A 24,724-nucleotide genomic window follows, 5' to 3' on the forward strand; every position below is an offset into this window, starting at 1 on the left:
CGGTGGAGCTCGGCGTCCGACGGACCGGTAATCGGAACAGTTACATGTATCGATTGAGTAGTCAACGGGGTGTCACACCGGAACGGGCCGACCCGGGGCACGAGTCGTGCCCCGGGTCGGGTGGGGTCACGCCGGCTTCGGCGTCTTGGGCTGGCTCAGCCCCGGCGCAGCACCGCCAGGAACATCGCGTCGGTGCCGTGCCGGTGCGGCCAGAGCTGCACCGTCGGCCCGTCGCCCAGGCCCGGCATGCCGGCCGGCAGCAGCGGCCGGGCGTCGACGAAGTCCACCGGCAGGCCGCACCGGCGGGCCGCCTCGGTCACCGTCACGTGCGTCTCCACCGTGTGCGGGGAGCAGGTGACGTAAGCGACCAGGCCGCCCGGGCGCACCGCGCGCAGCGCCGCGGTGAGCAGCTCCCGCTGCAACCGGGTCAGCGGCGGCAGGTCCGAGGGCTGGCGGCGCCAGCGGGACTCCGGTCGCCGGCGCAACGAGCCCAACCCGGTGCAGGGGGCATCCACCAGTACCCGGTCGAAGTGCCCCTCGGGCAGCTCCGGGTCCCCGCCGACCGTCCGCCCGTCGGTGGCGAGCACAGTCACCGGCAGGCCCCGGGTGGCCTGTTCGACCAGCCGGGCCCGGTGCTCGGCCACCTCCACCGCGGTGAGCCGGGCGCCGCGCTGCGCCGCCAGGGCGCCGAGCAGGCCGGCCTTGCCGCCCGGTCCCGCGCAGAGGTCGAGCCAGCGGGCGTCCGGGCCGTCCAACGGCGCCACCGCCAGGGCGTTCGCCACCAGCTGGGAGCCCTCGTCCTGGACGTGCGCCCGCCCCTCGATCACCGCCCGCAGGTCACCCGGCGCGCCGCCGGACAGGTAGACCGCGTACGGCGAGAAGGCGCCCGGGGCGCCGCCCACCTCGTCGGCCAGCTCCACCGGGTCCGCCAGGCCCGGCCGGGCGCACAGGTGCACCGGCGGCCGCTCGTTGTCCTCGATCAGCAGCCGCTCGGTCTCGCCGAGATCGCCGCCCAGCGCCTCGGCGAACGCCCGGACGATCCACTGCGGGTGGCTGTACGCCAGCGCGAGATGGCCGACCGGGTCGGTCTCCGTCGCCGGGGCGAGCTTTGCCACCCAGCCGTCGAGGTCCCGGGTGGTGATCTCGCGGAGCACCGCGTTGGCGAAGCCGGTGGCGCCCGGGCCCACCGACCGCACCAGGTCGACGGTGGAGGAGACCGCCGCGTGCGCCGGCACCCGGGTGTGCAGGAGCTGGTACGCCCCGAGCCGCAGCGCGTCGCGTACCGGCGGGTCGATCCGCTGCACGTCCCGCCCGGCGGCGTCGGTGATGATCGCGTCGAGGGTGCCGGTCTGGCGCAGCGTGCCGTAGGTCAGCTCGGTGGCGAAGGCGGCGTCCCGACCGACCAGCCCCTCCTCCCGCAGCATCGCCGGCAGCACCAGGTTGGCGTACGCGTCGTCCCGGTGCACCGCCGCGATCGCCTGGTACGCGACCTGCCGCGGCAGGTCGACGGCGGGCCGGACCGGCCGCCGGCCGGCGCCACGCCGGTCCGCGCCGAACTGGCCGCCGCGCGGGCGGTCCCCGCCCTGCCCCGGTCGCGCACCGCGCGGGTACCGGTCGCCGCGCTCGGCCCCGAAGGACCGGCCCCGGTCGCCGGACCGCTCGCCGCGGCCGCCGTCGTCGGCACGGCCGGACCCGCCCCGCGCGCCGCCGGACGGCCGTCCGGTCGACGGGCCGCGTCGGCCCTCGTCGGAGAAGCGCTCACCCCGGGGCTCGGACGGCCCGGTCACGCGAGCACCTCCCCGGCGGCGACCCGGGCACCGCGCGCCCAGTCGCTCGCCGACATCGCCTTCTTGCCGGCCGCCCGGACCTCGCCGAGCCGCACCGGGACGGTGGCCGTACCGGCCAGCACCCGGGCCTTCTCGGCCAGCAGCTCACCGGGCTTCAGCTCGGGGCCGTCCGCCACCGGGACCACCGGGCCGAGCTTGACCCGCTCGCCCCGGAAGGTCGTCCACGCGCCGGGGGCCGGGGTGCAGGCGCGGATCCGCCGGTCGACGGCGAAGGCCGGGTCGCTCCAGCGCACCCGCGCGTCCTCGACGGTCAGCTTCGGGGCCAGGGACACCCCGTCGGCCGGCTGCGGCTCGGCCCGCGCGGCGCCGGCCTCGATCGCGTCGAGGACCGCCACCAGCAGGCCGGCGCCGGAGTGGGCGAGCCGCTCCAGCAGGTCGCCGGAGGTGTCGGTCGGCCGGATCTCGTCGGTGAGCGTGCCGTACACCGGGCCGGTGTCCAGCCCCTGCTCGAGCTGGAAGACGCTGGCCCCGGTCAGCTCGTCGCCGTGCAGCACGGCGTGCTGCACCGGCGCCGCGCCCCGCCAGGCGGGCAGCAGCGAGAAGTGCAGGTTGATCCAGCCGTACCGGGGGACCTCCAGGGCGACCGGCGGCACCAACGCGCCGTACGCGACCACCGGCACGCAGTCCGGGGCCAGCTCGCGGAGCCGGTCCAGGAACTCGGGCTCGCGGGGCCGGGCCGGGGTGAGCACCTCGACGCCGTGCGCGTCGGCCCAGGCGCCGACGGGCGAGCGGACCAGGCCCCGGCCGCGACCGGCCGGCGCGTCGGGACGGGTGACCACGGCCAGCAGCTCGTGGCCGGACGCGGCGATGGCGTCCAGGGCGGGAACGGCGACGGCCGGGGTGCCGGCGAAGATCAGGCGCACCGGCGGCTCACCGACCCAGACCGAACGGATTGCTCAGGTGCGGGCTGAGCTTGACCACCGGCGGGGCGGCCTGGTCGTACCACTCGGCCTGGCGGATCGCCTTCATGGCCTCCTTGCGCCCTTCGGGATCCAGCCGGTCGACGAAGAGCACCCCGTCCAGGTGGTCGGTCTCGTGCTGCACGCAGCGGGCCATCAGGCCGCTGCCCACGATCTGCACCGGGTCACCGAAGGCGCTGAACCCCTTGGCGATCACGTTCTGCCGGCGCTTGGTGTCGAAGTAGAGGCCGGGGATGGACAGGCAGCCCTCCGGGCCGTCCTGCTCCTCCTCGTCGGGGAATTCCAGCACCGGGTTGACCAGGTGGCCGAGCACGTCGTCGACGTCGAAGGTGAACACCCGCAGGCCCACGCCGAGCTGGGGCGCGGCCAGTCCGGCGCCGCTCTGCTCGCGCATCGTGTCGGTCAGGTCGGCGACGAGCTTGCGCAGCTCGGCGTCGAAGTCGACCACCGGATCGGCCGGCGTGCGCAGCACCGGATCCCCGAACAGACGGATGGGCTGAACGGTCACGCGGGGTGGCTCCTTCGACGGCGGGACGAACTCTGCCGTACCAGTCTACGGAGTGACCGGAGCCGCCCCGGCCGGCGTACCGCGATCGGTGAGCGGGGACTCCTCACCCACGGTCACCGGCAGGGTGGCGTACCCGCGCAGGGTCAGCCGGACCCGCCGCTCCGGCTCGCCGGCCAGGGCCAGCCCGGGCAGCCGGCGCAGCAGCAACGGGAAGGCGACCTGCGCCTCCAACCGGGCCAGCCCCGCGCCGAGACAGTAGTGCGGGCCGGCGCCGAAGGAGAGCGGGTGGATCTGCGGCCGCCACGGGTCGAACCGCGCCGGCTCCGGGTACCGCCGCGGGTCCCGGTTCGCGGCGCCCAGCAGCACGAGCAGCCAGCTGCCCGCAGGCAGGTGCAGCCCGCCGTGGTCGGCCGGGGCGGTGCTCATCCGCGAGGTGAGCTGGACCGGGGAGTCGTAGCGCAGCAGTTCGTCGACGTAGTCGGCGGCGAACTCGGGGTGCCCGCGCAGCGCGCCGGCCGCCCGGGCGTGCTCCAGCAGCACCACGAGACCGTTGCCGAGCAGGTTGGTGGTCGTCTCGAAGCCGGCCACCAGCAGCACCACCAGGTTGGCCAGCAGCTCGTCGCCGGAGAGCCGCCCGCCGTCGGCGTCGTGCACCTGCACCAGCGCCGTGGTCAGGTCGTCGGCCGGCGCGCGGCGGCGGGCCCGCACCAGCTCGGCGAAGTAGTCGCGCAGCTCGGTGGCGCCCCGGTCGGCGACGGCCAGCTCCTCGGGGGTGATCTCCGGCTCCAGCACCCCGGTCAGGTCCGCCGCCCAGCGCCGGAACAGCGGCCGGTCCGCCGCCGGCACGCCGAGCAGGGCGCAGATCACCCCGACCGGCAGCGGGTACGCGAAGTCGGCCAGGAAGTCGACCGGCCGCCCGTCCCGGCCCCGCTCCAGCATGGCGTCGACCAGCTCGTCGGCCTGGGCGACCACCACGTCCCGCATCGCGGCGATCCGGCGCGGGGTGAAGGCGCCCGCGGCGAGCCGCCGCATCCGGCTGTGGTCCGGCGGGTTGGTACGCAGCATCGAGCGGGAGATCGAGGCCACGGCCGGGCTCTCCCGCCAGCCGGGCAGGAACTGGTCGCGCAGCTCGTCGTCCAGCACCCCGAACCGCGGGTCGCGGAGGATCTCGTCGGCCTCGGCGTAGCCGGTGACCGCGTAGAAGACCGGCCCGGCCTGGACGACCGGACCGTGCGCCCGCAACCGCTCGTAGGTGGGGTACGGGTTCACCCGCCCCTCGGGGGACATCAGCAGCGCGAGGGCGTCGACAGGATCCACGGTCAGCCTCCCGGGAGATCGGCGACCTACATCATGCGCCCGTTCGCCCGATCCGGCGATCCCCCGCCGCCCCGCGCCGGTCCAGGCGCCGGCCGGTGACCGCCGCCCGGGTCGGCTCAGGCGCCGCTGCCGGGCTCCCCGGCCAGCACCGCATCGCCACCGAGCAGGGCGTGCTCGGGCAGCGGCAGCGCGATTCCGTGGGCCGCCTCCCAGTCGTGGATCATGCTCGGACGGACCTGGGCGGTGAAGTAGTCGACCGCGCTCATCCCGCCGACCACCGGCTCCTCCACCTCGGCCACCAGCCGGGCCGGGACGAGGGGGAAGCCGCTCTGGATGGCGGCGCTGAGCCGGCGGTGCCCGTCGACGACGAAGAAGTACTCACCGGTGTAGCCGATCCGCAGCGGTTCCAGGGCCTCGTCACCGGCGCCGGCCACCTCGCCGACGAACTCGGAGTCCCAGAGCCCGCGCAGGGTGGTGATGTCCTCGGTCGGGTAGACCCGGGCCGGGTCGAGCAGCAGCAGCGGCTGGCCGTCGGCCAGCACGTCGGCGCCGAGGCGGCCCTCGTAGACGTCGATGATGTGCGCGATCACCTGCTCCGGGTCGGCCCGGGTGGTGTCGCAGATCAGGTCGTAGTTGCGCAGCCGGGCCTTGTCGACGCCGTACCGGACGATGAAGCGGTTGCGCTCGCTCTCGCTGCGCTCCCGGAGCTTGGCCCTCGCCTCCTCCAGGGAGCTGTAGCTCTCGGCCGGGCCGGACGGGCGGGCCAGCACCCGGCGGGCCGCCTCGGTCGGCTCGGTGATCATGTGCACCTTGAGCGCGTCGGTGAAGAAGTGCCAGGCCAGCCGGGAGTCCATCACCAGCGACTCGCCGGAGGCGGCGATGTCCCGCTGGAGCTGGTCGACGTAGCCGTCGACCGCCTGGTCCAGCTCGGCGTGCAGGTTGAGCTGGAGCGCGGTCATCTGCCGCTCCTGCGCCATCTGCCGGTAGAGGTCGCCGACGCTGACCCGGCGCAGCCCCAGCCGCTTGGCGATCTCGACGGAGACGGTGCTCTTGCCGCTACCGAGGTCACCGTTGAAGACGATCGATTGACGAACGGTCACGACTGGTCCACCCCTGCTCACCGGCTGCTTGACAGCATCGATCTGGCGTCGGATCGACGCGCTCCCGCCTTCGTTGGGCCATTCTCCGACAGCTCCAGCTCGGCGCGCCTGACGCCGCGCCGCGACCTCGAGCCGTCGTACGCCCGGGCATGACGGGCGATGCTATCACGCAGCCGCCAGCGCTTTACCGCACGCGGTGTGCGACGGGCACCCCGCCACACCCCCCGCCACCTGCGGCGGGCGGGGTCAGAAGAGGCTCAGCGGGTCGACCTGGAGGCGGACCGGGTCGGCGGCCTTGCGGGCGGCGCGCTGCCCGGCGGCCGTGTGCAGCGCCTCCGCCAGCGCGGCCGCCCGGGCCCGGGGAACCCGCACCAGCATCCGTTCGCGGCCCTCGTCGGCGGGCACCGGACCGAGCACCTCCGCGCCGTCGGGCAGCCGGGCCCCGGCCAGCAGGTCGGCCACGGCGTCGGCCGGGCCGGTGACGCTGGCCATCTTCACCGCCGGCGGAAAGCCCAGCTCCCGCCGCTCGGCCAGCTCCCGGGCGGCGAACCAGGCGGCGTCCCAGCGCAGCAGGGCCTGCACCGGGGCGAGCGCGCCGTCGGCGACCACCACCACCCGGCCGCCGGCCGAGCCCGGACGGGCCAGGGCCGCCGCGGCCAGCCACCGGCGCAGCGCCTCCTCGCCGGCCCGCAGGTCGGCCCGGGTGAGCAGCGCCCACGAGTCGAGCAGCAGCACGGCCCCGTAGCCGCCCTCGGCGACCGGTTCGGCACCGGGGGTGGCGATCACCAGGCCGGCCCCGGCGGGCACGGTGGTGAGCACCTCCTCCCGGCCCGAGGTGCGCACCGGCACCCCGGGGAAGGCCCGGCCCAGCTCCTCGGCGGTGCGCCGGGCGCCGGTCACGGAGGCGCGCAGCCGCCGCCCGCCGCACTCCGGGCAGGCGTACGCGGCGGCGACCCGGCCGCACCAGCGGCAGGCGGGCGTCCCGGCGGCGGAGGGCAGCGCGAGCGGGCCGGCGCAGTGCGGGCAGCGGGCCGGGGTCCGGCAGTCGGCGCAGGCCACCGAGGGCAGGTAGCCCCGGCGCGGCACCTGCACCAGCACCGGAGCGTCGGCGCGCAGGGTGTCCCGGGCCGTGGTCCAGGCCAGGCTGGGCAGCCGGGCCGTCGCCGCGCCGGGGTCGCGGGCCAGTTGCGGGTCGTCGCCGGTCGGCGCGATCGCCGGGGTACGCGCCCGCACGGTCGCCCGGTCGGCCACCACCTCCCGGGCCCAGCCGGTCTCCACCAGCAGCTGCGCCTCGGCGGTCCGGGCGTACCCGCCGACCAGGGCCGCCGCCCCGCCGAGCTGGGCCCGGGTGAGCAGCACCTCCCGGGCGTGCGGATACGGCGCCCGGGGCTCGGCGTGCAGGTCGTCCCCGTCGTCCCAGATCGCCACCAGGCCGAGCCGGTCCACCGGGGCGAACATCGCCGCGCGGGTGCCGATCACCACCGGCGCCGGGGCGCGCCGGGCGGCGAGGAAGGCGCGGTAGCGGCGGGCCGGTCCGAGCGCGGCGGAGAGACAGACGTGCCGGTCGGGCCCGAGCGCGCCGGTCAGCGCGGCGTCGAGCCGGTCCAGGTCCCGGGCGTCGGCCACCACGACCAGCGCGCCCCGGCCGCCGGCCACGGTGGCGGCGACGGCGTCGGCGTACCGGGCGGCCCAGTCCTCCCCCGGGAGCGCCGACCAGACCGCGCGCGGCGCCCGCCCGTCGGTGACCGCGCGCAGGAACGCGGGCCCGGCCGGGTAGTCCCGCCAGCCGCGCGGGTCGACGTGCACCGCGCCGCCGCCAGCCCCCGTCGGTCCGGTGGCGGTGGGGGCGGCCGCGGTCGGGGCGGTGCCCACAGGGCCGGCGGCGGTCGCGCCGTCCGGGGCGGCCGGGGCGGCGGCCGAGGCCAGGTCGGCAGTCCCGCCGGCCGGGGCGGGGTCGGCGGCCGGGGCTGCGTCAGCGACGGTCGGGCCGGCGGGGGCCGTGCCGGCAGTCCCGCCGGCCGTGCCGGCAGTCGCACCGGCCAAGGCGGGGTCGCCGGCCGCGGCGGGGTCAGCGGGCGGGACGGGGTCGGCCGACGGCGGTGCGGGCTCGGACTCCTTCTCGACGCGGGCGTGCCGGGGCGGCACGGCGAGGCGGAGCACGTCGGCGAGGCTGCCGGCGTACCGGTCGGCCACCGCCCGGGCCAGCCGGGCGACCTCCGGCGCGAGCACCGGCACCGGTGAGACGACCTTCTCCAGGTACGCCAACCGGGGGTGGTCGGAGGCGTCGGCCCGCTCCAGCAGCCAGCCGTCGACGAGCTGGCCGGCGAAGCGCACCTTGACCCGGACGCCGGGGACCGCCTCGGCGTCCAGCTCGGCCGGGACCAGGTAGTCGAAGGGGCGGTCCAGGTGCGCCAGGGGCACGTCCACGCAGACACGAGCGACCGGCGACCGCTGCGCGGGTCGCCGGTCGCTGCGCCTGGTGCCGGTCAGGCTCCCGCGGCCGACTTGAGGTCGGCGGCCCGGTCGGTGCTCTCCCAGGTCAGGTCCGGCAGCTCGCGGCCGAAGTGGCCGTACGCGGCGGTCTGCTGGTAGATCGGGCGGAGCAGGTTGAGGTCCCGGATGATCGCGGCCGGGCGCAGGTCGAAGACCTCGGCGACGGCCTTCTCGATCGAGGCGACCGGCACGGTCTCGGTGCCGAAGGTCTCGATGAAGAGGCTGACCGGGTGGGCCTTGCCGATCGCGTACGCGACCTGCGCCTCGCAGCGCTCGGCCAGGCCGGCGGCGACCACGTTCTTGGCCACCCAGCGCATGGCGTACGCGGCCGAGCGGTCCACCTTGGAGGGGTCCTTACCGGAGAAGGCGCCGCCGCCGTGGCGGGCGTACCCGCCGTAGGTGTCGACGATGATCTTCCGGCCGGTGAGGCCGGCGTCGCCCATCGGGCCGCCGATCTCGAACCGCCCCGTCGGGTTGACCAGGAGCCGGTAGCCCTCGGTGTCCAGGCCGAGGCTCTCCAGCTCGGGGGCGATGACGTGGTCGCGCACGTCGGGGGTGAGCAGCGACTCCAGCGAGATGTCGGCGGCGTGCTGGCTGGAGACCACCACGGTGTCCAGCCGGACGGGGCGCAGTCCGTCGTACTCGATGGTCACCTGGGTCTTGCCGTCCGGCCGCAGGTACGGGATGGTGCCGTCCTTGCGGACCGCGGCGAGCCGGCGGGCCAGCCGGTGCGCGAGCGCGATCGGCAGGGGCATCAGCTCGGGCGTCTCCGAGCAGGCGAAGCCGAACATCATGCCCTGGTCACCGGCGCCCTGCGCGTCCAGCGCGCTCTCCGACGAGCCGGTACGCAGCTCGAAGGCGTTGTCGACGCCCTGGGCGATGTCCGGCGACTGGGCGCCGATGGACACGCTCACGCCGCAGGAGGCGCCGTCGAAGCCCTTCTTCGACGAGTCGTAGCCGATCTCCAGGATGGTGTCCCGCACGATGGTCGGGATGTCGGCGTACGCCTTGGTGGTGACCTCACCGGCGACGTGCACCTGGCCGGTGGTGATCATGGTCTCGACCGCGACCCGGCTGTGCGGGTCCTGGCTGAGCAGGGCGTCCAGAATGCCGTCGCTGATCTGGTCGGCGATCTTGTCCGGGTGGCCTTCCGTGACCGATTCGGACGTGAAGAGACGTGTCACGGCACTCCTAAGCATGTGAAAACTCTTGAACGGTCGCTCCGCGGCAGTTTAGTCACCGTGCCTCGAGGGTGACTCAGGCAATGCGAAGGTGACCAGTGTTCAGGACCCGCCGGCCAGTCGGGCCACCACCAGATCCCAGACGTCGTCGGCCAGGTCCTCCTTGGACCGCTCGGGCAGCCGGGCGACCGAGCCGTCCGCGCCGATGACGGTCGCTGCGTTGGTCTCGGCGCCGAAGACCTTGTCCGGGCCGACCTCGTTGATGACGATGAGGTCCGCCCGCTTGCGGGCCAGCTTGGCCCGGCCGTTGGCCTCGGCGTCGCCGGTCTCGGCGGCGAACACCACCAGCACCTGTTCGGGTCGACGGCGACGGCCCAGCTCGGCGGCGATGTCCGGGTTGGTGACCAGCTCGATCGTCGGCGCGCTGCCGTCGTCCGTCTTCTTGATTTTGCCAAACGCATACGTCGCGGGACGGAAATCGGCGGGAGCGGCGGCCATCACCACGGCGTCCGCGCCGGCCGCCGCCTCCAGGGTCGCCTTGCGCAGCTCCTCGGTGGTGCCCACCCGGACCAGGTCGGCGCCGGCCGGGTCGGCGAGCGAGACGTTGGCCGAGATCAGGGTGACCCGGGCGCCGCGGGCCACCGCCGCGCGGGCGAAGGCGTACCCCTGCTTGCCCGAGGAGCGGTTGCCGAGGAACCGGACCGGGTCGAGCGGCTCGCGGGTGCCGCCGGCGGTGACCACCACGTGCCGGCCGGCCAGGTCGGCCGGGGCGGAGACCCCTCGGGCGAGGGCGCGGCGGGCGACGGCGAAGATCTCCGTCGGGTCGGGCAGCCGGCCCTTGCCGGTGTCGGCGCCGGTGAGCCGCCCGACGGCGGGCTCGATCACCCGGACGCCCCGGGACCGCAGGGTCGCGACATTGGCGACGGTGGCGGGGTGTTCCCACATCTCGGTGTGCATCGCCGGGGCGAGCAGGACCGGGCAGCGGGCGGTCAGCAGGGTGTTGGTGAGCAGGTCGTCGGCGAGCCCGTGGGCGGCCTTGGCGAGCAGGTCGGCCGTGGCGGGCGCGACCACGACGAGGTCGGCGTGCTGACCGAGGCGGACGTGCGGCACCTCGTGCACGTCGGACCAGACGTCGTCGGCGACCGGCCGACCGGAGAGCGCGGCCCAGGTCGGCGCCCCGACGAAGCGGAGCGCCGACGCGGTCGGCACGACCCGGACGTGATGACCCGACTCGGTGAAGAGCCGGAGCAGCTCACACGCCTTGTAGGCGGCGATGCCACCGCCGACCCCGAGGACGATCTCGGCGGACATCGACGCGGGCGGGCTTACGGCTGGTCGGTCGGCTCGGCGCTGAGCAGGCCCGCGTTGATCTCGCGCATGGCGATCGACAGCGGCTTCTCCTGCGGGGTGGTCTCCACGAGCGGGCCGACGTACTCCAGCAGGCCCTCACCGAGCTGGCTGTAGTAGGCGTTGACCTGGCGCGCGCGCTTGGCGGCGAAGATCACCAGCGCGTACTTCGAGGTCGTCTTCTCGAGGAGCTCGTCGATCGGCGGGTTGGTGATGCCTTCGGGGTTGGCGATGGATCCCACGAATTAACCTCTGCGTCTTAAGCACCGCACGGAAGCGGTGGTCTCTCAACCGCTCGGGCGCGGTTGGGCCGGAGCCAGGAAGGAAGAACCGAGCAAGCCTACCAGCTCGTCGGCCGCGCGCTCGGTACGGTCGTGCGTCACGGCGTGCGGGAAGGCCGCCGTCACGGCGGGGTCCGGCCGGTACCCGGGCGGGGCGAGGAGCACCAGCTGCGCGTCCGACGCGACGGCCCGGACGGCGAGCGCGCCGGGCAGGTCCAGCGGGAGCAGCACGGGCAGGCCGGCGGCCAGCCGGGAGCGGATCCCCGCGCGCGGGACCCCGCGCCGGTAGGGCCCGATCCGGCTCCACTCCAGCAGTTCGTCCCCGGCGATCATCCGCTCGAACTCGGCCGGGGCGAGGAAGAGCCGGTCGACGCCGTCCAGCTCGCCCGCGCCGGGCGGCCGGGTGGTGGCCACCACGGGCACCCAGGCGGACGGGAAACGCGCCCGGACCAGCTCGACGACACTCTCCGTGCCGGCCCCCGAAGGTCCGGCCAGGACAGTGAGCCGAGCCGCCGGGCGCGCCTCGTCATCCGTGCTCACCGCTTGTTTCTACACGGTGCGGCGTTCAGTTGGCGGCGAACTCTCCAAGCAGAGCCTTGCGCTGCTGCTCGCCCAGGCCACGCAGGCGGCGGCTGTCGGCGATCTTGAGCTTCTCCATGATCTGGGTGGCCCGGATCTTGCCGATGCCCGGCATCGCCTGCAGGACGGCCGAAACCTTCAGCTTGCCCACGACGTCGTCGGACTCAGCCCGCTCGAGGACGGTGGCGAGGGTGGTCTTGCCCTGCTTGAGCTGCTCCTTCAGCTCAGCACGGGCCTTGCGGATCTCCGCGGCCTTCTCCAGCGCGGCAGCGCGCTGTTCGGGGGTCAGTGACGGGAGCGGCACCAGTTCTCCTCAGGTCCCTATCGCGACGGGCGGGGCGCACCGCCGCATCTGTGAAACGTGGTGTCGCTGGCAACCAAAGGGGTCCGTGGTTCCCAGCGCGGGGAAAACTAGCGGTCGACGGCGTTTTCAGCAACGTGGGCGCGCCAGGATCAGCGCAAAGTGACCGAGCCGTCAGTCAGTCAGGAGGTGGCCAGCGCGGCCCGGCAGTCGGCCAGGACCCGGTCCGCGGCGGCCCGCAGGGCGGCCACGTCCGGTCCCGCGGACAGGACCTCACGGGAGTACGAGGGCAGCACCGACGGCAGGCTGGCGCCGAACACGGTCCGCAGGTCGGCCGCGGTGCCACCCTGGGCGCCGAGCCCCGGCGCGAGCAGCGGACCGTTCACCCCGGAGAGGTCGTGGCCGGTGTCGCCGATCGTCGCGCCGACCACCAGGCCGAAGCTGCCGACCGGCTCGGCACCCCTGTTGAGCTGGGAAATCTCGTCGATCACGGTCTGCGCGACGGTCCGCCCGTCGGCCGTGACGGCGCGTTGCACCGCCGCGCCCTCCGGGTTGGAGGTGAGCGCCAGGACGAAGACGCCGCCCCCGTGCGCGGCGGCCAGCTCGAACATCGGCGCGAGCGATCCGACCCCGAGATAGGGGCTGGCCGTGAGCGCGTCGACACACAGCGGGCTTGACGGATCGAGGTAGGCCGAGGCGTACGCGCTGACCGTCGAGCCGATGTCGCCACGCTTGACGTCGAGCAGAACGAGCGAGCCCGCATCGCGCAACTGTCGGATAGTTGACTCAAGAATTTCGACACCCCGGGCGCCGAACCGCTCGAAGAAGGCCGACTGGGGCTTGACCACCGCAATCCGGTCACCGAGCGCCTCGACCGCGGTCCGGGCGAACCGGTCGAGCCCGTCGACGTCGTCGCGCAGCCCCCAGCGCGCCAGCAGACCCGGATGCGGGTCGATCCCCACGCAGAGCGGTCCCCGCTCGGCCACGGCCCGGTGCAGGCGGGCGCCGAAGCTCTCCATCGCCACTCTCCCTCTCCCTCGCGCGGCGCCACGCCGCGGTGGTCGTACGGCGGCGGAAGTCCGCCGCTCCTCGTCGCCGGCCGGCCTCCGGCCGGGCGGCGGGGCGGGCGTCGGCCCGCTCCCCCGGGCCGCCTCAGCCGGCCTTGACCGCCGCCTCGACGCCGCTGACGATCCGCGCCACGTCCGCGTCGTCGGTGACGTACGGCGGCATGGTGTAGACCAGGTCGCGGAACGGGCGCAGCCACACCCCCTGCGCCACCGCGGCCGCGGTCGCCCGGGTCAGGTCCACCTCGTGGTCGAGCTGGACCACGCCGATCGCCCCCAGCACCCGCACGTCCGCCACCCCCGGCGCGTCACGCAGCGGCCCCAGCCCGGCCCGCAGCCCGTCCTGGATCCCCGCCACCCGCGCGGCCCAGTCCCCGGCCCGCAGCAGGTCCAGCGAGGCGTTGGCGACCGCGCAGGCGAGGGGGTTGCCCATGAAGGTGGGACCGTGCGCCAGCACCCCGCCCGCCGAGATGCCCCGGGCGATCTCGGGCGTGCAGAGCGCGGCGGCCAGGGACAGGTAACCGCCGGTGAGCGCCTTGCCGACGCAGAGCACGTCCGGGGCGACGCCGGCGTGCTCGGCGGCGAACATCGTGCCGGTGCGGCCGAAGCCGGTGGCGATCTCGTCGAAGATGAGCAGGATGCCGTGCGCCCGGGTCACCTCGCGCAGCACCCGCAGGTAGTGCGGGTGGTGGAAGCGCATCCCGCCGGCGCCCTGGACCACCGGCTCCACGATCACCGCCGCCAGCTCGTCGGCGTGCCGTTCCACCGCGTCGACCAGGGCCTGCTCGTACGCCGGGTCCGGCGGGGTGTCGAAGCCACCCGGCGGCACCGGCGCGAAGACCTGCCGGGGCAGCACGTCCCCCCACAGGTGGTGCATGCCGCCCTCGGGGTCGCACACGCTCATCGGGTGGAACGTGTCGCCGTGGTAACCGCCCCGCCAGGTGCCCAGCCGGCGGCGTTCCGGCCGGCCGGTGGCCCGCTGGTACTGCAGGCACATCTTCACCGCGACCTCGACGCTGACCGAGCCGGAGTCGGCCAGGAAGACGTGTTCCAGGCCGTCGGGGGCCAGCTCGACCAGGGTGGTCGCCAGCCGCACCGCGGGCTCGTGGGTGAGCCCGCCGAACATCACGTGGCTCATCCGGCCGAGCTGGTCGGTGACCGCCGCGTCGAGCACCGGGTGGCGGTAGCCGTGGATCGCCGCCCACCACGACGACATCCCGTCGACCAGCTCCCGGCCGTCGGCCAGCCGCAGCCGTACGCCCGCCGCGCTCGCCACCACGTGGGGCGCGCTGGCCGGCGGCAGCGCCGCGTACGGGTGCCAGACGTGGGCCCGATCGGCCGCGAGGATCTCCTCAGGCGTCATGGGGTCTCCTTCATCTCCTCGCGCGGGTGCGCACCGGACGGACCATGCTCCCGCACCCGCTTTGCTCTGCTGCAGCGACGGCAACACCGGTTGTCCGGATATCGGACGTTGGCCGTTGCGCTGGGTGAAGCAGAGCAAAGGGAGTGCCGGGGAACGTCGCCCGGCCCTGGTTCACGGGTGGCCGGCCGGTGCCGCCGCCGTGCCGGACGCCACGCGGGCGGCACGGCGGACCAGGGCGGGGCCGCGGTAGATGAATCCGGTGTAGAGCTGGACGAGGCTCGCTCCGGCGTCGAACATCCGGGCCGCGTCGTCCGGGTCGACGATGCCGCCGACGCCGATCACCGGCAGCCGGCCGCCGGTCTCCCGGTGCACGAAGGCGACCACCTCGCGGGCGCGTCCGGCCAGCGGACGGCCGGAGAGGCCCCCGGTCTCCGCGCCACGCTCCCGGTCGGCCGGGGCGAGCCCGTCCCGGGCCAGGGTGGTGTTGGTGGCGATCACCCCGGCCGCACCCCGGTCCAGGCAGACCTCCAGCAGCTCCGCGATGGCCGGCTCCGTGAGGTCCGGCGCGATCTTCACCAGCACCGGCTTCTCCCCCACCAGCGCCGCCAGCAGCGCGTCCAGGTGGGATCTGTCCTGGAGCGCCCGCAGCCCCGGGGTGTTCGGCGAGGAGACGTTGACGGCGAAGTAGTCGCCGTGCTCCCGCAGCGCCCGGTACGAGGCCAGGTAGTCCTCGACCGCCGCGTCCAGCGGGGTCACCTTGGACTTGCCGAGCGAGATGCCCAGCGGTACGCCGATCGGGCGGGGCAACGCGGCCAGCCGGTCGGCCAGGGCCGCGGCGCCGGCGTTGTTGAACCCCATCCGGTTCACCACCGCCTCGCTGTCCCGGAGCCGGAACAGCCGGGGCCGGGGGTTGCCCGGCTGGGCGTGCGCGGTGACCGTGCCGACCTCGACGAAGCCGAAGCCGAGCGCCGGCCAGGCCGGCAGCGCCCGGCCATCCTTGTCCATCCCCGCGGCCAACCCGACCGGGTTCGGGAAGTCCACCCCGAACACCGTCCGCGGCGCGGCCACGGCGTACCGCGCGCGCAGCGCCGCGAGGGCCGCCGGCCGGCGGGACAGCCCCGCCAGCCGGTGCAGCGTCCACTCGTGCGCCCGCTCCGCGTCGCCGCCGCCGATCCGGAACAGCTGCGGGCGCACCACCCGCTCGAAGATCACTGCCGGGCCCGCAGGGCGGCGTGCAGCTCCTGGAGGGGGCGGACCCGCATGTCGCCCCGGATCCGGGCCTCGATGCCCATCACCGCCGCCGCCGCGCCGGGGACCGTGGTGATGCAGGGGATGTCCGCGGTCACCGCGGCGCTGCGGATCTCGTAACCGTCGGAGCGGGCGCTGGCGCCGGAGCCCTGCGGCGTGTTGACCACCAGGGCCACGTCGCCGCCGAGGATCATCGAGACCGCGTCCTCGCCCTCGCCGGCCTCGTAGTGCTTGCGGATCTGCTCGCAGGCGATGCCGTGCCGGCGCAGCACCTCGGCGGTGCCGGTGGTCGCGACGATCTCGAAGCCCAGGTCGGCCAGCCGCTTGATCGGGAAGATCATGCCGCGCTTGTCCCGGTTGGCCACCGAGACGAAGATCTTCCCCGCGGTCGGCAGCGAGCCGTACGCGGCGGACTGCGACTTGGCGAAGGCGTGCCCGAAGTTGGTGTCGATGCCCATCACCTCGCCGGTGGACTTCATCTCCGGGCCGAGCAGCGAGTCGATCCCCTTGCCGGCCGGGGTGCGGAACCGCTTGAACGGCAGCACCGCCTCCTTCACCGCGATCGGGGCGTCGGCCGGCATCGCGCCGCCGTCCCCGCTCGGCGGGAGCAGGCCCTCGGCGCGCAGCTCGGCGATGGTGGCGCCGAGCGCGATCCGGGCCGCCGCCTTCGCCAACGGCACGGCGGTCGCCTTGGAGACGAACGGGACCGTCCGGGACGCCCGCGGGTTCGCCTCCAGCACGTAGAGCATGTCGTCCTTGAGGGCGTACTGCACGTTGAGCAGGCCGCGCACGCCCACGCCCCGGGCGATCGCCTCGGTGTAGCGGCGCACCTGGACCAGGTGGGAGCCGGCCAGGGTGATCGGCGGCAGCGCGCAGGACGAGTCGCCGGAGTGGATGCCGGCCTCCTCGATGTGCTCCATCACGCCGCCGAGGTAGACCTCGCCGTCGGCGTCGACCAGCGCGTCCACGTCGATCTCGATGGCGTCGTCGAGGAACCGGTCGACCAGCACCGGGTGGTCCGGGGAGATGTCGGTGGCCCGGCCGATGTAGTCGCGCAGCGTGGCGTCGTCGTAGACGATCTCCATGCCCCGCCCGCCGAGCACGTACGACGGCCGCACCAGCACCGGGTACCCGATCTCGTCGGCGATCGCCTTCGCCTCGTCGTACGAGGTGGCCATGCCGTGCGCCGGGGCGCGCAGCCCGGCCCGGGCGAGCACCGCGCCGAACGCGCCGCGCTCCTCGGCCAGGTGGATCGACTCCGGGGAGGTGCCGACCACCGGCACCCCGGCGTCCTTGAGCCGCTGGGCCAGGCCGAGCGGCGTCTGCCCGCCGAGCTGCACGATCACCCCGACCACGCCGGGACCCCCGGCCGCCCTGCCGGAGCAGTCCTCGGCGTGCCAGACCTCCAGCACGTCCTCGAAGGTCAGCGGCTCGAAGTAGAGCCGGTCGGCGGTGTCGTAGTCGGTGGAGACGGTCTCCGGGTTGCAGTTGACCATCACGGTCTCGTAGCCCACCTCGCGCAGCGCCATCACCGCGTGCACGCACGAGTAGTCGAACTCGATGCCCTGGCCGATCCGGTTCGGCCCGGAGCCCAGGATGAGCACCTTGGGCCGGCCCGAGGGCGCGACCTCGGTCTCCTGGTCATAGGTCGAGTAGTGGTACGGCGTGGTCGCCTCGAACTCGGCGGCGCAGGTGTCCACCGTCTTGTAGACCGGGCGGACGTCGAGCCGGTGCCGCAGGGTGCGGACGCCGTCCTCGGCGGCCAGCTCCGGGCGGAGCGCGGCGAGCTGCCGGTCGGACAGGCCGGCCCGCTTGGCCCGGCGCAGCAGCTCGGCGTCGAGCACCGGGGCGTCCACGATCTCCGCCCGCAGCTCGACCAGGCCGGCGATCTGGTCCAGGAACCAGGGGTCCATCCCGCCGGAGGCCGCGGCGACCTCGGCGACGGAGGCGCCCAGCCGCAGCGCCCGCTCCACCGTGTAGAGCCGGCCGTCGTGCGGCATCCGCAGCGCGGCGAGGGTGTTCTCCCTCGTCGCCCCGTCCGGGTCGGGCTGGGTCCAGAACCCGGCGCCCTTGGTCTCCATCGACCGCATCGCCTTGTTGAGCGCCTCGGTGAAGTTGCGCCCGAGGCTCATCGCCTCGCCGACCGACTTCATCGTGGTGGTCAGCTCCGGGTCCGCGCCGGGGAACTTCTCGAACGCGAACCGGGGGATCTTCACCACCACGTAGTCGAGGGTCGGCTCGAAGGCCGCCGGGGTCTTCAGGGTGATGTCGTTGGGGATCTCGTCGAGGGTGTAGCCGATGGCCAGCTTCGCGGCGATCTTGGCGATCGGGAAGCCGGTGGCCTTCGAGGCGAGCGCCGAGGAACGGGACACCCGGGGGTTCATCTCGATCACGACGATCCGGCCGTCGGCCGGGTTGACCGCGAACTGGATGTTGCACCCGCCGGTGTCCACCCCGACCTCGCGCAGCACCGCGATGCCGAGGTCGCGCAGGCGCTGGTACTCCCGGTCGGTGAGCGTCATGGCCGGGGCCACGGTGACGCTGTCGCCGGTGTGCACGCCCATCGGGTCGACGTTCTCGATCGAGCAGACCACCACCACGTTGTCGTGGCGGTCGCGCATCAGTTCGAGCTCGTACTCCTTCCAGCCGAGCACACTCTCCTCGATGAGCACCTCGTGCACCGGGCTGGCGGCCAGACCGGCGCCGGCGATCCGGGCCAGGTCCTCGGGCGTGTGCGCCATGCCGGACCCCAGGCCGCCCATGGTGAACGACGGCCGGATGACCACCGGCAGGCCCAGCTCGCCGACGGTGGCCTCGACCTCGGCCATCGAGTGGCAGACCCGCGAGCGGGGCACCAGGCCGGTCGGGTCGTTCAGACCGAGCCGTACGCCGGCCTTGGCGACGATGTCCTTGAACAGCTGCCGGTCCTCGCCGCGGTTGATCGCCTCGATGTTCGCGCCGATCAGCTCCACGCCGTACTTCTCCAGCACGCCGGCCTCGTGCAGGGCGACCGCGGTGTTCAGCGCGGTCTGCCCGCCCAGGGTGGGCAGCAGCGCGTCGGGGCGCTCCTTGGCGATGACCAGCTCGACGAACTCCGGGGTGATCGGCTCGATGTAGGTGGCGTCGGCGAACTCCGGGTCGGTCATGATCGTCGCCGGGTTGGAGTTGACCAGGCTGACCCGGATCCCCTCGCTGCGCAGCACCCGGCAGGCCTGGGTGCCGGAGTAGTCGAACTCGCAGGCCTGTCCGATCACGATCGGCCCGGAGCCGATCACCAGGATGTGCTTGAGATCGGTCCGCTTAGGCATTCTTGCCGCCTTCACTCTGCTGTCGGTCGAGGCCGCGGCCCTCGCTGCGCTTCCGGTCGAGGCCGCGACCCTCGATCAGTTCGGCGAAGCGGTCGAAGAGGTAGTCCGCGTCGTGCGGGCCGGCCGCCGCCTCGGGGTGGTACTGGACGGTGAAGGCGGGCACGTCCCTGGCCCGCAGCCCCTCGACCACGTTGTCATTGAGGCAGACGTGCGACACCTGGACACCGCCGAACTCGGTCTCGATCACCTCGTCGGGGACCACCACCCCGGCCTGCGCGCCCGGGACCTGGACGGCGAAGCCGTGGTTGTGGCTGGTCACCTCGACCTTGCCGGTGGCTCGGTCGAGCACCGGCTGGTTGATGCCCCGGTGGCCGTAGCCGAGCTTGTAGGTGCCGAAGCCGAGCGCCCGGCCGAGGATCTGGCTGCCGAAGCAGATGCCGAACAGCGGCACCTGCCGGCGCAGCACCTCTCTGGCGAGGGCGACCGGGCCGTGGGCGGTGGCCGGGTCGCCCGGGCCGGGCGAGAAGAAGACCGCGTCGGCGCCGGTGGCCAGCAGGTCCTCGATGCTGGAGCCGGCGGGCAGCACGTGGGTGGTGACGCCGCGGGCGGCGAGCCGGCGCGGCACGTTGCGCTTGATGCCCAGGTCCAGCGCGGCGACCGTGAACCGGTGCTCGCCGACCGCCTCGACCACGTACGGCTTCTCGGTGGTCACCTCGGCGGAGAGGTCCGCGCCGACCATCTGCGGGGACTGGCGGACCCGGGCCAGCAGGGCGCGCGGGTCGTCGTCGACGCTGGAGATGCCCACCCGCATGGCGCCCCGCTCGCGCAGGTGCCGGGTCAGCGCCCGGGTGTCGACGCCGCTGATGCCGACCACGCCCTCGGCGGCCAGCCGGTCCTCCAGCCCACCGGTGGCCCGCCAGTTGGAGCCGATCCGGGCCGGGTCGCGGACCACGTAGCCGGCGACCCAGATCCGGCCCGACTCGTCGTCCTCGTCGTTCACGCCGGTGTTGCCGATGTGCGGGGCGGTCTGCACCACCACCTGCCGGTGGTAGGACGGGTCGGTCAGGGTCTCCTGGTAGCCGGTCATGCCGGTGTTGAAGACCGCCTCGCCGAAGGTCTCCCCGACGCTGCCGTACGCCTCGCCGTGGAACGTCCGGCCGTCCTCGAGCACGAGGATCGCGGAAGGTCTGCGGGTCACTTGGTTGCCTTTCCGTCCAGGACCGTCGGCTCGCCGCGCAGGAAGGTCGCCACGATGCGACCCGGCAGCGCCATCCGGGCGTACGGGGTGTTGCGACTGCGACTGGCCAGCTCCGCCGGTTCGATGGTGCGGCGGGCGGCCGGGTCGACCAGGGTCAGGTTGGCCGGCACGCCGGGGGCCGGGTCGGCGCCGTGCCCGTCCAGGCCCGCGATCCGGGCCGGGGCGCGGGACATCCGCTCGGCGATCAGGTCCCACTGCGGGCCGAGCACGTCGAGGGCGATGGAGAGGGCCGTCTCCAGGCCGAGCATGCCCGGCCGGGCGTACGCCCACTCGCACTCCTTGTCCTCCACGGCGTGCGGGGCGTGGTCGGTGGCGATGATGTCGATCACACCCTCGGCCAGCGCGGCGCGGAGCGCGGCGACGTCGGTGGCGGTACGCAGCGGCGGGTTCACCTTGTAGACCGGGTCGTACGTCTCGGCCTTGGCGTCGGTGAGCAGCAGGTGGTGCGGGGTCACCTCGGCGGTGACCTTCACCCCGCGCGCCTTGGCGTGCCGGAGCACCTCCACGCTGCCGGCGGTGGAGACGTGGCAGACGTGCAGCCGGCTGCCGACGTGCTCGGCGAGCAGCACGTCCCGGGCGATGATCGCCTCCTCGGCGACCGCCGGCCAGCCGGTCAGCCCGAGCCGGGTGGAAACCTCGCCCTCGTGCATCTGCGCGCCCTCGGTGAGCCGCGGCTCCTCCGCGTGCTGGGCGATCACCCCGTCGAACGCCTTGACGTACTCCAGCGCCCGGCGCATCAGCTTCGGGTCGGCGACGCAGTGCCCGTCGTCGGAGAAGATCCGCACCCGGGCCGCCGAGTCGGCCATCGCGCCCAGCTCGGCGAGCTGCCCGCCGGCCAGGCCGACGGTGACCGCGCCGATCGGCTGCACGTCGACCAGGCCGGCCTCCCGGCCGAGCCGCCAGACCTGCTCGACCACGCCGGCGGTGTCGGCGACCGGGGAGGTGTTGGCCATCGCGCAGACCGCGGTGTACCCGCCGAGGGCCGCCGCCCGGGAGCCGGACTCCACGGTCTCGGCGTCCTCCCGGCCCGGCTCGCGCAGGTGGGTGTGCAGGTCGACCAGGCCGGGCAGGGCCACCAGCCCGGTGCCGTCCAGCACCGTGGCGTCCGGCGCGGTCAGTCCGGCGCCGGCCTCGGCCACGACGCCGTCGCGGATCAGCAGGTCGGTCGGCGCCGCGCCGACCACGCTCACGCTCTTGATCAGGTACGCGGTCACCGGTTGTTCCCTCCGAGCAGCAGGTAGAGGACGGCCATCCGCACGGAGACCCCGTTGGCGACCTGTTCGACGATGGTGGAGCGGGGCGAGTCGGCGACCTCGGGCGTGATCTCCATGCCCCGGTTCATCGGGCCGGGGTGCATGACGATCGCGTGCTCGGGCAGCCGGCGCATCCGCGGACCGTCCAGCCCGTAGCGGCGGGCGTACTCGCGGGCGGAGGGGAAGTAGGAGTCGTTCATCCGTTCCCGCTGCACCCGCAGCATCATCACCACGTCCACACCGGGAAGAACGGCGTCGAGGTCGTACGAGACGTCGGTGCCCGGCGCGAGCGCCCCCGAAATGTCGACGGGGATGAGGGTGGGCGGGCCGACCAGGGTGACCTTGGCGCCGAGGGTGGAGAGCAGCAGCACGTTGGAGCGGGCCACCCGGGAGTGCAGCACGTCGCCGACGATCGCCACGTGCAGGCCGGCGAGCCGGCCCAGCCGGGAGCGCATGGTGTACGCGTCGAGCAGCGCCTGGGTCGGGTGCTCGTGGGTGCCGTCGCCGGCGTTGACCACCGACCCGTCCACCCAGTTGGCGAGCCGGTGCGGGGCTCCGGAGGCGGGGTGCCGGACGACCACCGCGTCCGCGCCCATCGCCTGGAGGGTGAGCGCGGTGTCCTTCAGGCTCTCGCCCTTGGTCACGCTGGAGCCCTTGGCGGAGAAGTTGATCACGTCGGCGCTGAGCCGCTTGGCGGCCGCCTCGAAGGAGATCCGGGTCCGGGTGGAGTCCTCGTAGAAGAGGTTCACCACGGTCCGGCCGCGCAGCGCGGGGAGCTTCTTGACCTCGCGGCCGGCGACCGTGGCCATCTCGGCGGCGGTGTCCAGGATCTGGGTGGCGGTGGCCGCGTCCAGGTCGGCCCCGGAGAGCAGGTGCCGGATCATGCGGGCGCACCTCCGTACAGCTTGACCTCGTCGGCGCCGTCGGTCTCGGCGAGGGTGACCTTCACGCTCTCGGCGAGCGCGGTGGGGATGTTCTTGCCGACGTAGTCGGCGCGGATCGGCAGCTCGCGGTGGCCGCGGTCGACCAGGACGGCGAGCTGCACGGAGGCGGGGCGGCCGACGTCGCTGAGCGCGTCCAGGGCGGCCCGCACGGTGCGGCCGGAGAAGAGCACGTCGTCGACGAGGATGACGCGCTTGCCGTCGATCCCGCCGGGCGGCAGCTCGGTCGGGCCGACCGCGCGGGTGGCGTGCCGGCGCAGGTCGTCGCGGTAGAGGGTGATGTCGAGCACGCCGACCGGGACGGTCACGTCCTCGAAGGTGCTGATCCGGGCGGCGAGGCGCTTCGCCAGCGGGGCACCCCGGGTGGGGATGCCGAGCAGCACGGTCTCGGCGGCACCCTGGGTCTTCTCGAGGATCTGATGGGCGATGCGGTCGACCACCCGCGACACGTCGGCGGCGGCGAGGATCACCTTCACCGAGGGTTGTCGCGGCGGCGACGACGGGGCAGCCGGTGGGTAGGCCACGGCGGACCTCCTTCCCCGCCTCACGGGACGGGTCGTTAAAGGACGTCTGGGTTGCCGGCCCGGCCGCGAACGGCCGGACCGGGGCTTCACGCCACGTTACCAGCGGTCACCGGGCCGACCGCGGCCGGTACTGACCCCAGGATCAGGGTGGCGAAATGGGGATAACTCCCCCCGTGCCCCCCAACGGCAACGTCACGACCACTTGACCAGGTGTCGCAATCCCCGTACCGTCACGCTCCGTAGCGATAGCTGGGAGAACCCCGAGCAGCACTGGGAGTGTCCGAATGCCCTCTGAATACGCCAAGTCGCTGGGCGCCCGCCTGCGCTCCATCCGCCAGCAGCAGGGCCTGTCCCTGCAGGGTGTGGAGGAGAAGTCGAACGGGCGGTGGAAGGCCGTGGTGGTCGGCTCGTACGAGCGCGGCGACCGGGCCGTCACCGTGTCCCGCCTGGCGGAGCTGGCCGACTTCTACCGCGTTCCCGTCGCGGAGCTGCTGCCCGACGGCAGCGGGGTGCGCCATGAGCCGACCAGCAAGATCGTCCTGGACCTGGAGCGGCTCTACGACGAGGTCTCCGAGGACCTCGCCTACGTCGCCCGGTACGCCCGAGCCATCCAGCAGCAGCGCGGTGACTACAACGGCCGGGTGCTCTCCATCCGCGCCGACGACCTGCGCGCCCTCGCCATCGTCTACGACGCCTCGCCGTCGGGCCTGATCGAGCGGCTCACCGAGCACGGTGTGCTGGTCGCCGACCCGCGGGCGTTCTTCGCGTCCTGACCCGCAGCAGCAACCGAAAGGGCCCGTGCCGTCCGGCACGGGCCCTTTTCGTCGTATCAGTGCGGTCGCCGCGGCGCGCCGGCCGCGACTCAGCGGGTGGCGTACTCGGCGATCCGGCCGAGCACCCCGTTGAGGAAGCGCGGCGAGTCGTCGGTCGACATCTGCCGGGCCAGCTCGACGGCCTCGCTGATCGCCACCGCGTCGTCGATCTCGTCGACGTAGAGCAGCTCGTAGACGGCGATCCGGGCGAGGTTGCGGTCGACCACGGGCATCCGGTCGAGCGTCCAGCCCTCGGCGTAGCTGGCGATCAGCTCGTCGATCCGGTCGAGGTGGTCGGCGACCCCTTCGACCAGGCTGACCGCGTACCCCAGGTGCTCCGGCCGGGGCTTCTCGATCCGCTCGAGGTAGCCGGCGAGGACCTCGACCGGGGGCCGGTCGCGCAGGTCCGCCTCGAAGAGCACGTCCAGCGCCCGCTTGCGCGCCTTGCGGCGCGCCGGCATCTGCTGCTTGGGACCCTCGGCCATCAGGCGCGGCCGAGGTAACGGCCGTCGCGGGTGTCGACCTTGATCTTCTCGCCGGTGGTGATGAAGAGCGGCACCTGCACGGTCGCGCCGGTCTCGACGGTGGCCGGCTTGTTGCCGCCGGTCGACCGGTCGCCCTGCAGACCCGGCTCGGTGTAGGTGACCTCGAGCACGACGGAGGTCGGCAGCTCGATGTAGAGCGGGACACTCTCGTGCGTCGCGACGGTCGCCTCGGCCTCCGGCAGGAGGTAGTTGGCCGCCTCACCGACGGTGCCGCCGGGGACGGTGATCTGGTCGAACGTCTCCAGATCCATGAAGACGTAGTCCTCGCCGTCGGCGTACAGGTACTGCATGGTGCGCTTGTCGACGGTCGCGGTCTCGACCTTGGTGCCCGCGTTGAAGGTCTTGTCGACGACCTTGCCGGACAGCACGTTCTTCAGCGTGGTGCGCACGAAGGCGCCACCCTTACCGGGCTTGACGTGCTGGAACTCGACGACGGCCCAGAGCTCCCCGTCGAGGTTGAGTACGAGGCCGTTCTTGAGCTCGTTGGTGGTGGCCATTTCCTGCCTTGATCATCAATTGGCGGACAGACCTGGC

General features: G+C 74.0%; 22 protein-coding genes. 1 reads left to right on the forward strand and 21 read right to left on the reverse strand.

From position 1 onward, the window contains the following. Window positions 1-155: 155 nt before the first annotated feature. From ACFOYX_RS34595 to pyrR, 19 genes are all read right to left on the reverse strand, one after another. Window positions 156-1,787 (reverse strand): RsmB/NOP family class I SAM-dependent RNA methyltransferase, encoded by a 1,632-nt coding sequence (locus tag ACFOYX_RS34595; RefSeq protein ID WP_377534761.1) that lies wholly within the window; start codon window positions 1,785-1,787, stop codon window positions 156-158. Next, on the reverse strand, window positions 1,784-2,710 hold the full coding sequence (gene fmt, locus ACFOYX_RS34600; protein ID WP_322440594.1) for a methionyl-tRNA formyltransferase: 927 nt from the start codon (window positions 2,708-2,710) through the stop codon (window positions 1,784-1,786). The genes ACFOYX_RS34595 and fmt overlap by 4 nt, the downstream gene beginning before the upstream one ends. A 7-nt stretch (window positions 2,711-2,717) precedes the next feature. After that, window positions 2,718-3,275: a peptide deformylase gene (gene def, locus ACFOYX_RS34605; RefSeq protein WP_109802755.1), complete on the reverse strand. Its 558-nt coding sequence runs from the start codon at window positions 3,273-3,275 to the stop codon at window positions 2,718-2,720. Between the two features lie 45 nt (window positions 3,276-3,320). Continuing rightward, window positions 3,321-4,562, reverse strand: coding sequence for a cytochrome P450 (locus tag ACFOYX_RS34610; protein WP_377534782.1), 1,242 nt, complete (start codon window positions 4,560-4,562; stop codon window positions 3,321-3,323). 146 nt (window positions 4,563-4,708) lie between these two features. Beyond that, on the reverse strand, window positions 4,709-5,692 hold the full coding sequence (locus ACFOYX_RS34615; protein ID WP_109802753.1) for an AAA family ATPase: 984 nt from the start codon (window positions 5,690-5,692) through the stop codon (window positions 4,709-4,711). 246 nt (window positions 5,693-5,938) lie between these two features. After that, window positions 5,939-8,119, reverse strand: a complete 2,181-nt coding sequence (locus ACFOYX_RS34620) for a primosomal protein N' (RefSeq protein WP_322440592.1) — start codon at window positions 8,117-8,119, stop codon at window positions 5,939-5,941. 59 nt (window positions 8,120-8,178) lie between these two features. Then, window positions 8,179-9,369, reverse strand: a complete 1,191-nt coding sequence (gene metK / locus ACFOYX_RS34625; RefSeq protein WP_238453861.1) for a methionine adenosyltransferase — start codon at window positions 9,367-9,369, stop codon at window positions 8,179-8,181. 99 nt (window positions 9,370-9,468) lie between these two features. Next, window positions 9,469-10,677, reverse strand: a complete 1,209-nt coding sequence (gene coaBC / locus ACFOYX_RS34630) for a bifunctional phosphopantothenoylcysteine decarboxylase/phosphopantothenate--cysteine ligase CoaBC (protein WP_322440590.1) — start codon at window positions 10,675-10,677, stop codon at window positions 9,469-9,471. Window positions 10,678-10,691: 14 nt separating this feature from the next. Further along, on the reverse strand, window positions 10,692-10,955 hold the full coding sequence (gene rpoZ / locus ACFOYX_RS34635; RefSeq protein ID WP_322440589.1) for a DNA-directed RNA polymerase subunit omega: 264 nt from the start codon (window positions 10,953-10,955) through the stop codon (window positions 10,692-10,694). 45 nt (window positions 10,956-11,000) lie between these two features. Further along, the gene (locus tag ACFOYX_RS34640) at window positions 11,001-11,534 is read right to left on the reverse strand and encodes a guanylate kinase (RefSeq protein WP_109802346.1); all 534 of its coding nucleotides are present in this window, start codon (window positions 11,532-11,534) and stop codon (window positions 11,001-11,003) included. A gap of 25 nt (window positions 11,535-11,559) precedes the next feature. After that, window positions 11,560-11,877 carry an integration host factor, actinobacterial type gene (mihF, locus tag ACFOYX_RS34645; RefSeq protein WP_013285515.1) on the reverse strand — a complete coding sequence of 106 codons (318 nt, stop codon included), beginning with the start codon at window positions 11,875-11,877 and terminating at the stop codon, window positions 11,560-11,562. A gap of 179 nt (window positions 11,878-12,056) precedes the next feature. Further along, window positions 12,057-12,893 (reverse strand): orotidine-5'-phosphate decarboxylase, encoded by an 837-nt coding sequence (gene pyrF, locus ACFOYX_RS34650; RefSeq protein WP_322440587.1) that lies wholly within the window; start codon window positions 12,891-12,893, stop codon window positions 12,057-12,059. Between the two features lie 133 nt (window positions 12,894-13,026). Further along, on the reverse strand, window positions 13,027-14,301 hold the full coding sequence (locus tag ACFOYX_RS34655) for an adenosylmethionine--8-amino-7-oxononanoate transaminase (protein ID WP_322440586.1): 1,275 nt from the start codon (window positions 14,299-14,301) through the stop codon (window positions 13,027-13,029). 171 nt (window positions 14,302-14,472) lie between these two features. Beyond that, window positions 14,473-15,513: a quinone-dependent dihydroorotate dehydrogenase gene (locus ACFOYX_RS34660; RefSeq protein ID WP_322440585.1), complete on the reverse strand. Its 1,041-nt coding sequence runs from the start codon at window positions 15,511-15,513 to the stop codon at window positions 14,473-14,475. Further along, window positions 15,510-18,857 (reverse strand): carbamoyl-phosphate synthase large subunit, encoded by a 3,348-nt coding sequence (gene carB, locus ACFOYX_RS34665; RefSeq protein ID WP_322440584.1) that lies wholly within the window; start codon window positions 18,855-18,857, stop codon window positions 15,510-15,512. The genes ACFOYX_RS34660 and carB overlap by 4 nt, the downstream gene beginning before the upstream one ends. Continuing rightward, entirely contained in the window at window positions 18,850-20,055 is a 1,206-nt protein-coding gene (gene carA, locus ACFOYX_RS34670) for a glutamine-hydrolyzing carbamoyl-phosphate synthase small subunit (RefSeq protein WP_322440583.1), read from the reverse strand. Before carA ends, carB begins: the two co-directional genes overlap by 8 nt. Next, a complete protein-coding gene (locus ACFOYX_RS34675; RefSeq protein WP_322440582.1) occupies window positions 20,052-21,329 on the reverse strand; it encodes a dihydroorotase in 1,278 nt (425 codons plus the stop codon). The genes carA and ACFOYX_RS34675 overlap by 4 nt, the downstream gene beginning before the upstream one ends. Next, window positions 21,326-22,252, reverse strand: coding sequence for an aspartate carbamoyltransferase catalytic subunit (locus ACFOYX_RS34680; protein ID WP_322440581.1), 927 nt, complete (start codon window positions 22,250-22,252; stop codon window positions 21,326-21,328). The genes ACFOYX_RS34675 and ACFOYX_RS34680 overlap by 4 nt, the downstream gene beginning before the upstream one ends. Then, complete coding sequence (pyrR, locus tag ACFOYX_RS34685) at window positions 22,249-22,833, reverse strand: bifunctional pyr operon transcriptional regulator/uracil phosphoribosyltransferase PyrR (RefSeq protein WP_322440580.1); 585 nt, start codon at window positions 22,831-22,833, stop codon at window positions 22,249-22,251. The genes ACFOYX_RS34680 and pyrR overlap by 4 nt, the downstream gene beginning before the upstream one ends. Window positions 22,834-23,117: 284 nt before the next feature. Here pyrR and ACFOYX_RS34690 point away from each other — a divergent pair, with 284 nt between their 5' ends. Continuing rightward, window positions 23,118-23,606: a transcriptional regulator gene (locus tag ACFOYX_RS34690; protein ID WP_322440579.1), complete on the forward strand. Its 489-nt coding sequence runs from the start codon at window positions 23,118-23,120 to the stop codon at window positions 23,604-23,606. Window positions 23,607-23,695: 89 nt separating this feature from the next. Here the strand turns inward: ACFOYX_RS34690 and nusB are convergent, their stop codons facing one another. Continuing rightward, the gene (gene nusB, locus ACFOYX_RS34695) at window positions 23,696-24,106 is read right to left on the reverse strand and encodes a transcription antitermination factor NusB (RefSeq protein ID WP_201749689.1); all 411 of its coding nucleotides are present in this window, start codon (window positions 24,104-24,106) and stop codon (window positions 23,696-23,698) included. Window positions 24,107-24,129: 23 nt separating this feature from the next. Continuing rightward, window positions 24,130-24,687: an elongation factor P gene (gene efp / locus ACFOYX_RS34700; RefSeq protein ID WP_109802357.1), complete on the reverse strand. Its 558-nt coding sequence runs from the start codon at window positions 24,685-24,687 to the stop codon at window positions 24,130-24,132. Window positions 24,688-24,724 lie beyond the last annotated feature (37 nt).

Origin of the sequence: Micromonospora sp. GCM10011541, assembly GCF_042650725.1 — a bacterium.
Lineage (GTDB): Bacteria > Actinomycetota > Actinomycetes > Mycobacteriales > Micromonosporaceae > Micromonospora > Micromonospora sicca.

What these genes read in the sequence shown, in the direction of transcription:
- coaBC (WP_322440590.1), bottom strand. Translation starts at nt 10,677, where the DNA reads ATGTCCGCCGAGATCGTCCTCGGGGTCGGCGGTGGCATCGCCGCCTAC.
- efp (WP_109802357.1), bottom strand. Translation starts at nt 24,687, where the DNA reads ATGGCCACCACCAACGAGCTCAAGAACGGCCTCGTACTCAACCTCGAC.
- ACFOYX_RS34690 (WP_322440579.1), top strand. Translation starts at nt 23,118, where the DNA reads ATGCCCTCTGAATACGCCAAGTCGCTGGGCGCCCGCCTGCGCTCCATC.
- pyrF (WP_322440587.1), bottom strand. Translation starts at nt 12,893, where the DNA reads ATGGAGAGCTTCGGCGCCCGCCTGCACCGGGCCGTGGCCGAGCGGGGA.
- ACFOYX_RS34680 (WP_322440581.1), bottom strand. Translation starts at nt 22,252, where the DNA reads ATGATCCGGCACCTGCTCTCCGGGGCCGACCTGGACGCGGCCACCGCC.
- carB (WP_322440584.1), bottom strand. Translation starts at nt 18,857, where the DNA reads ATGCCTAAGCGGACCGATCTCAAGCACATCCTGGTGATCGGCTCCGGG.
- ACFOYX_RS34610 (WP_377534782.1), bottom strand. Translation starts at nt 4,562, where the DNA reads ATGTCCCCCGAGGGGCGGGTGAACCCGTACCCCACCTACGAGCGGTTG.
- nusB (WP_201749689.1), bottom strand. Translation starts at nt 24,106, where the DNA reads ATGCCGGCGCGCCGCAAGGCGCGCAAGCGGGCGCTGGACGTGCTCTTC.
- ACFOYX_RS34655 (WP_322440586.1), bottom strand. Translation starts at nt 14,301, where the DNA reads ATGACGCCTGAGGAGATCCTCGCGGCCGATCGGGCCCACGTCTGGCAC.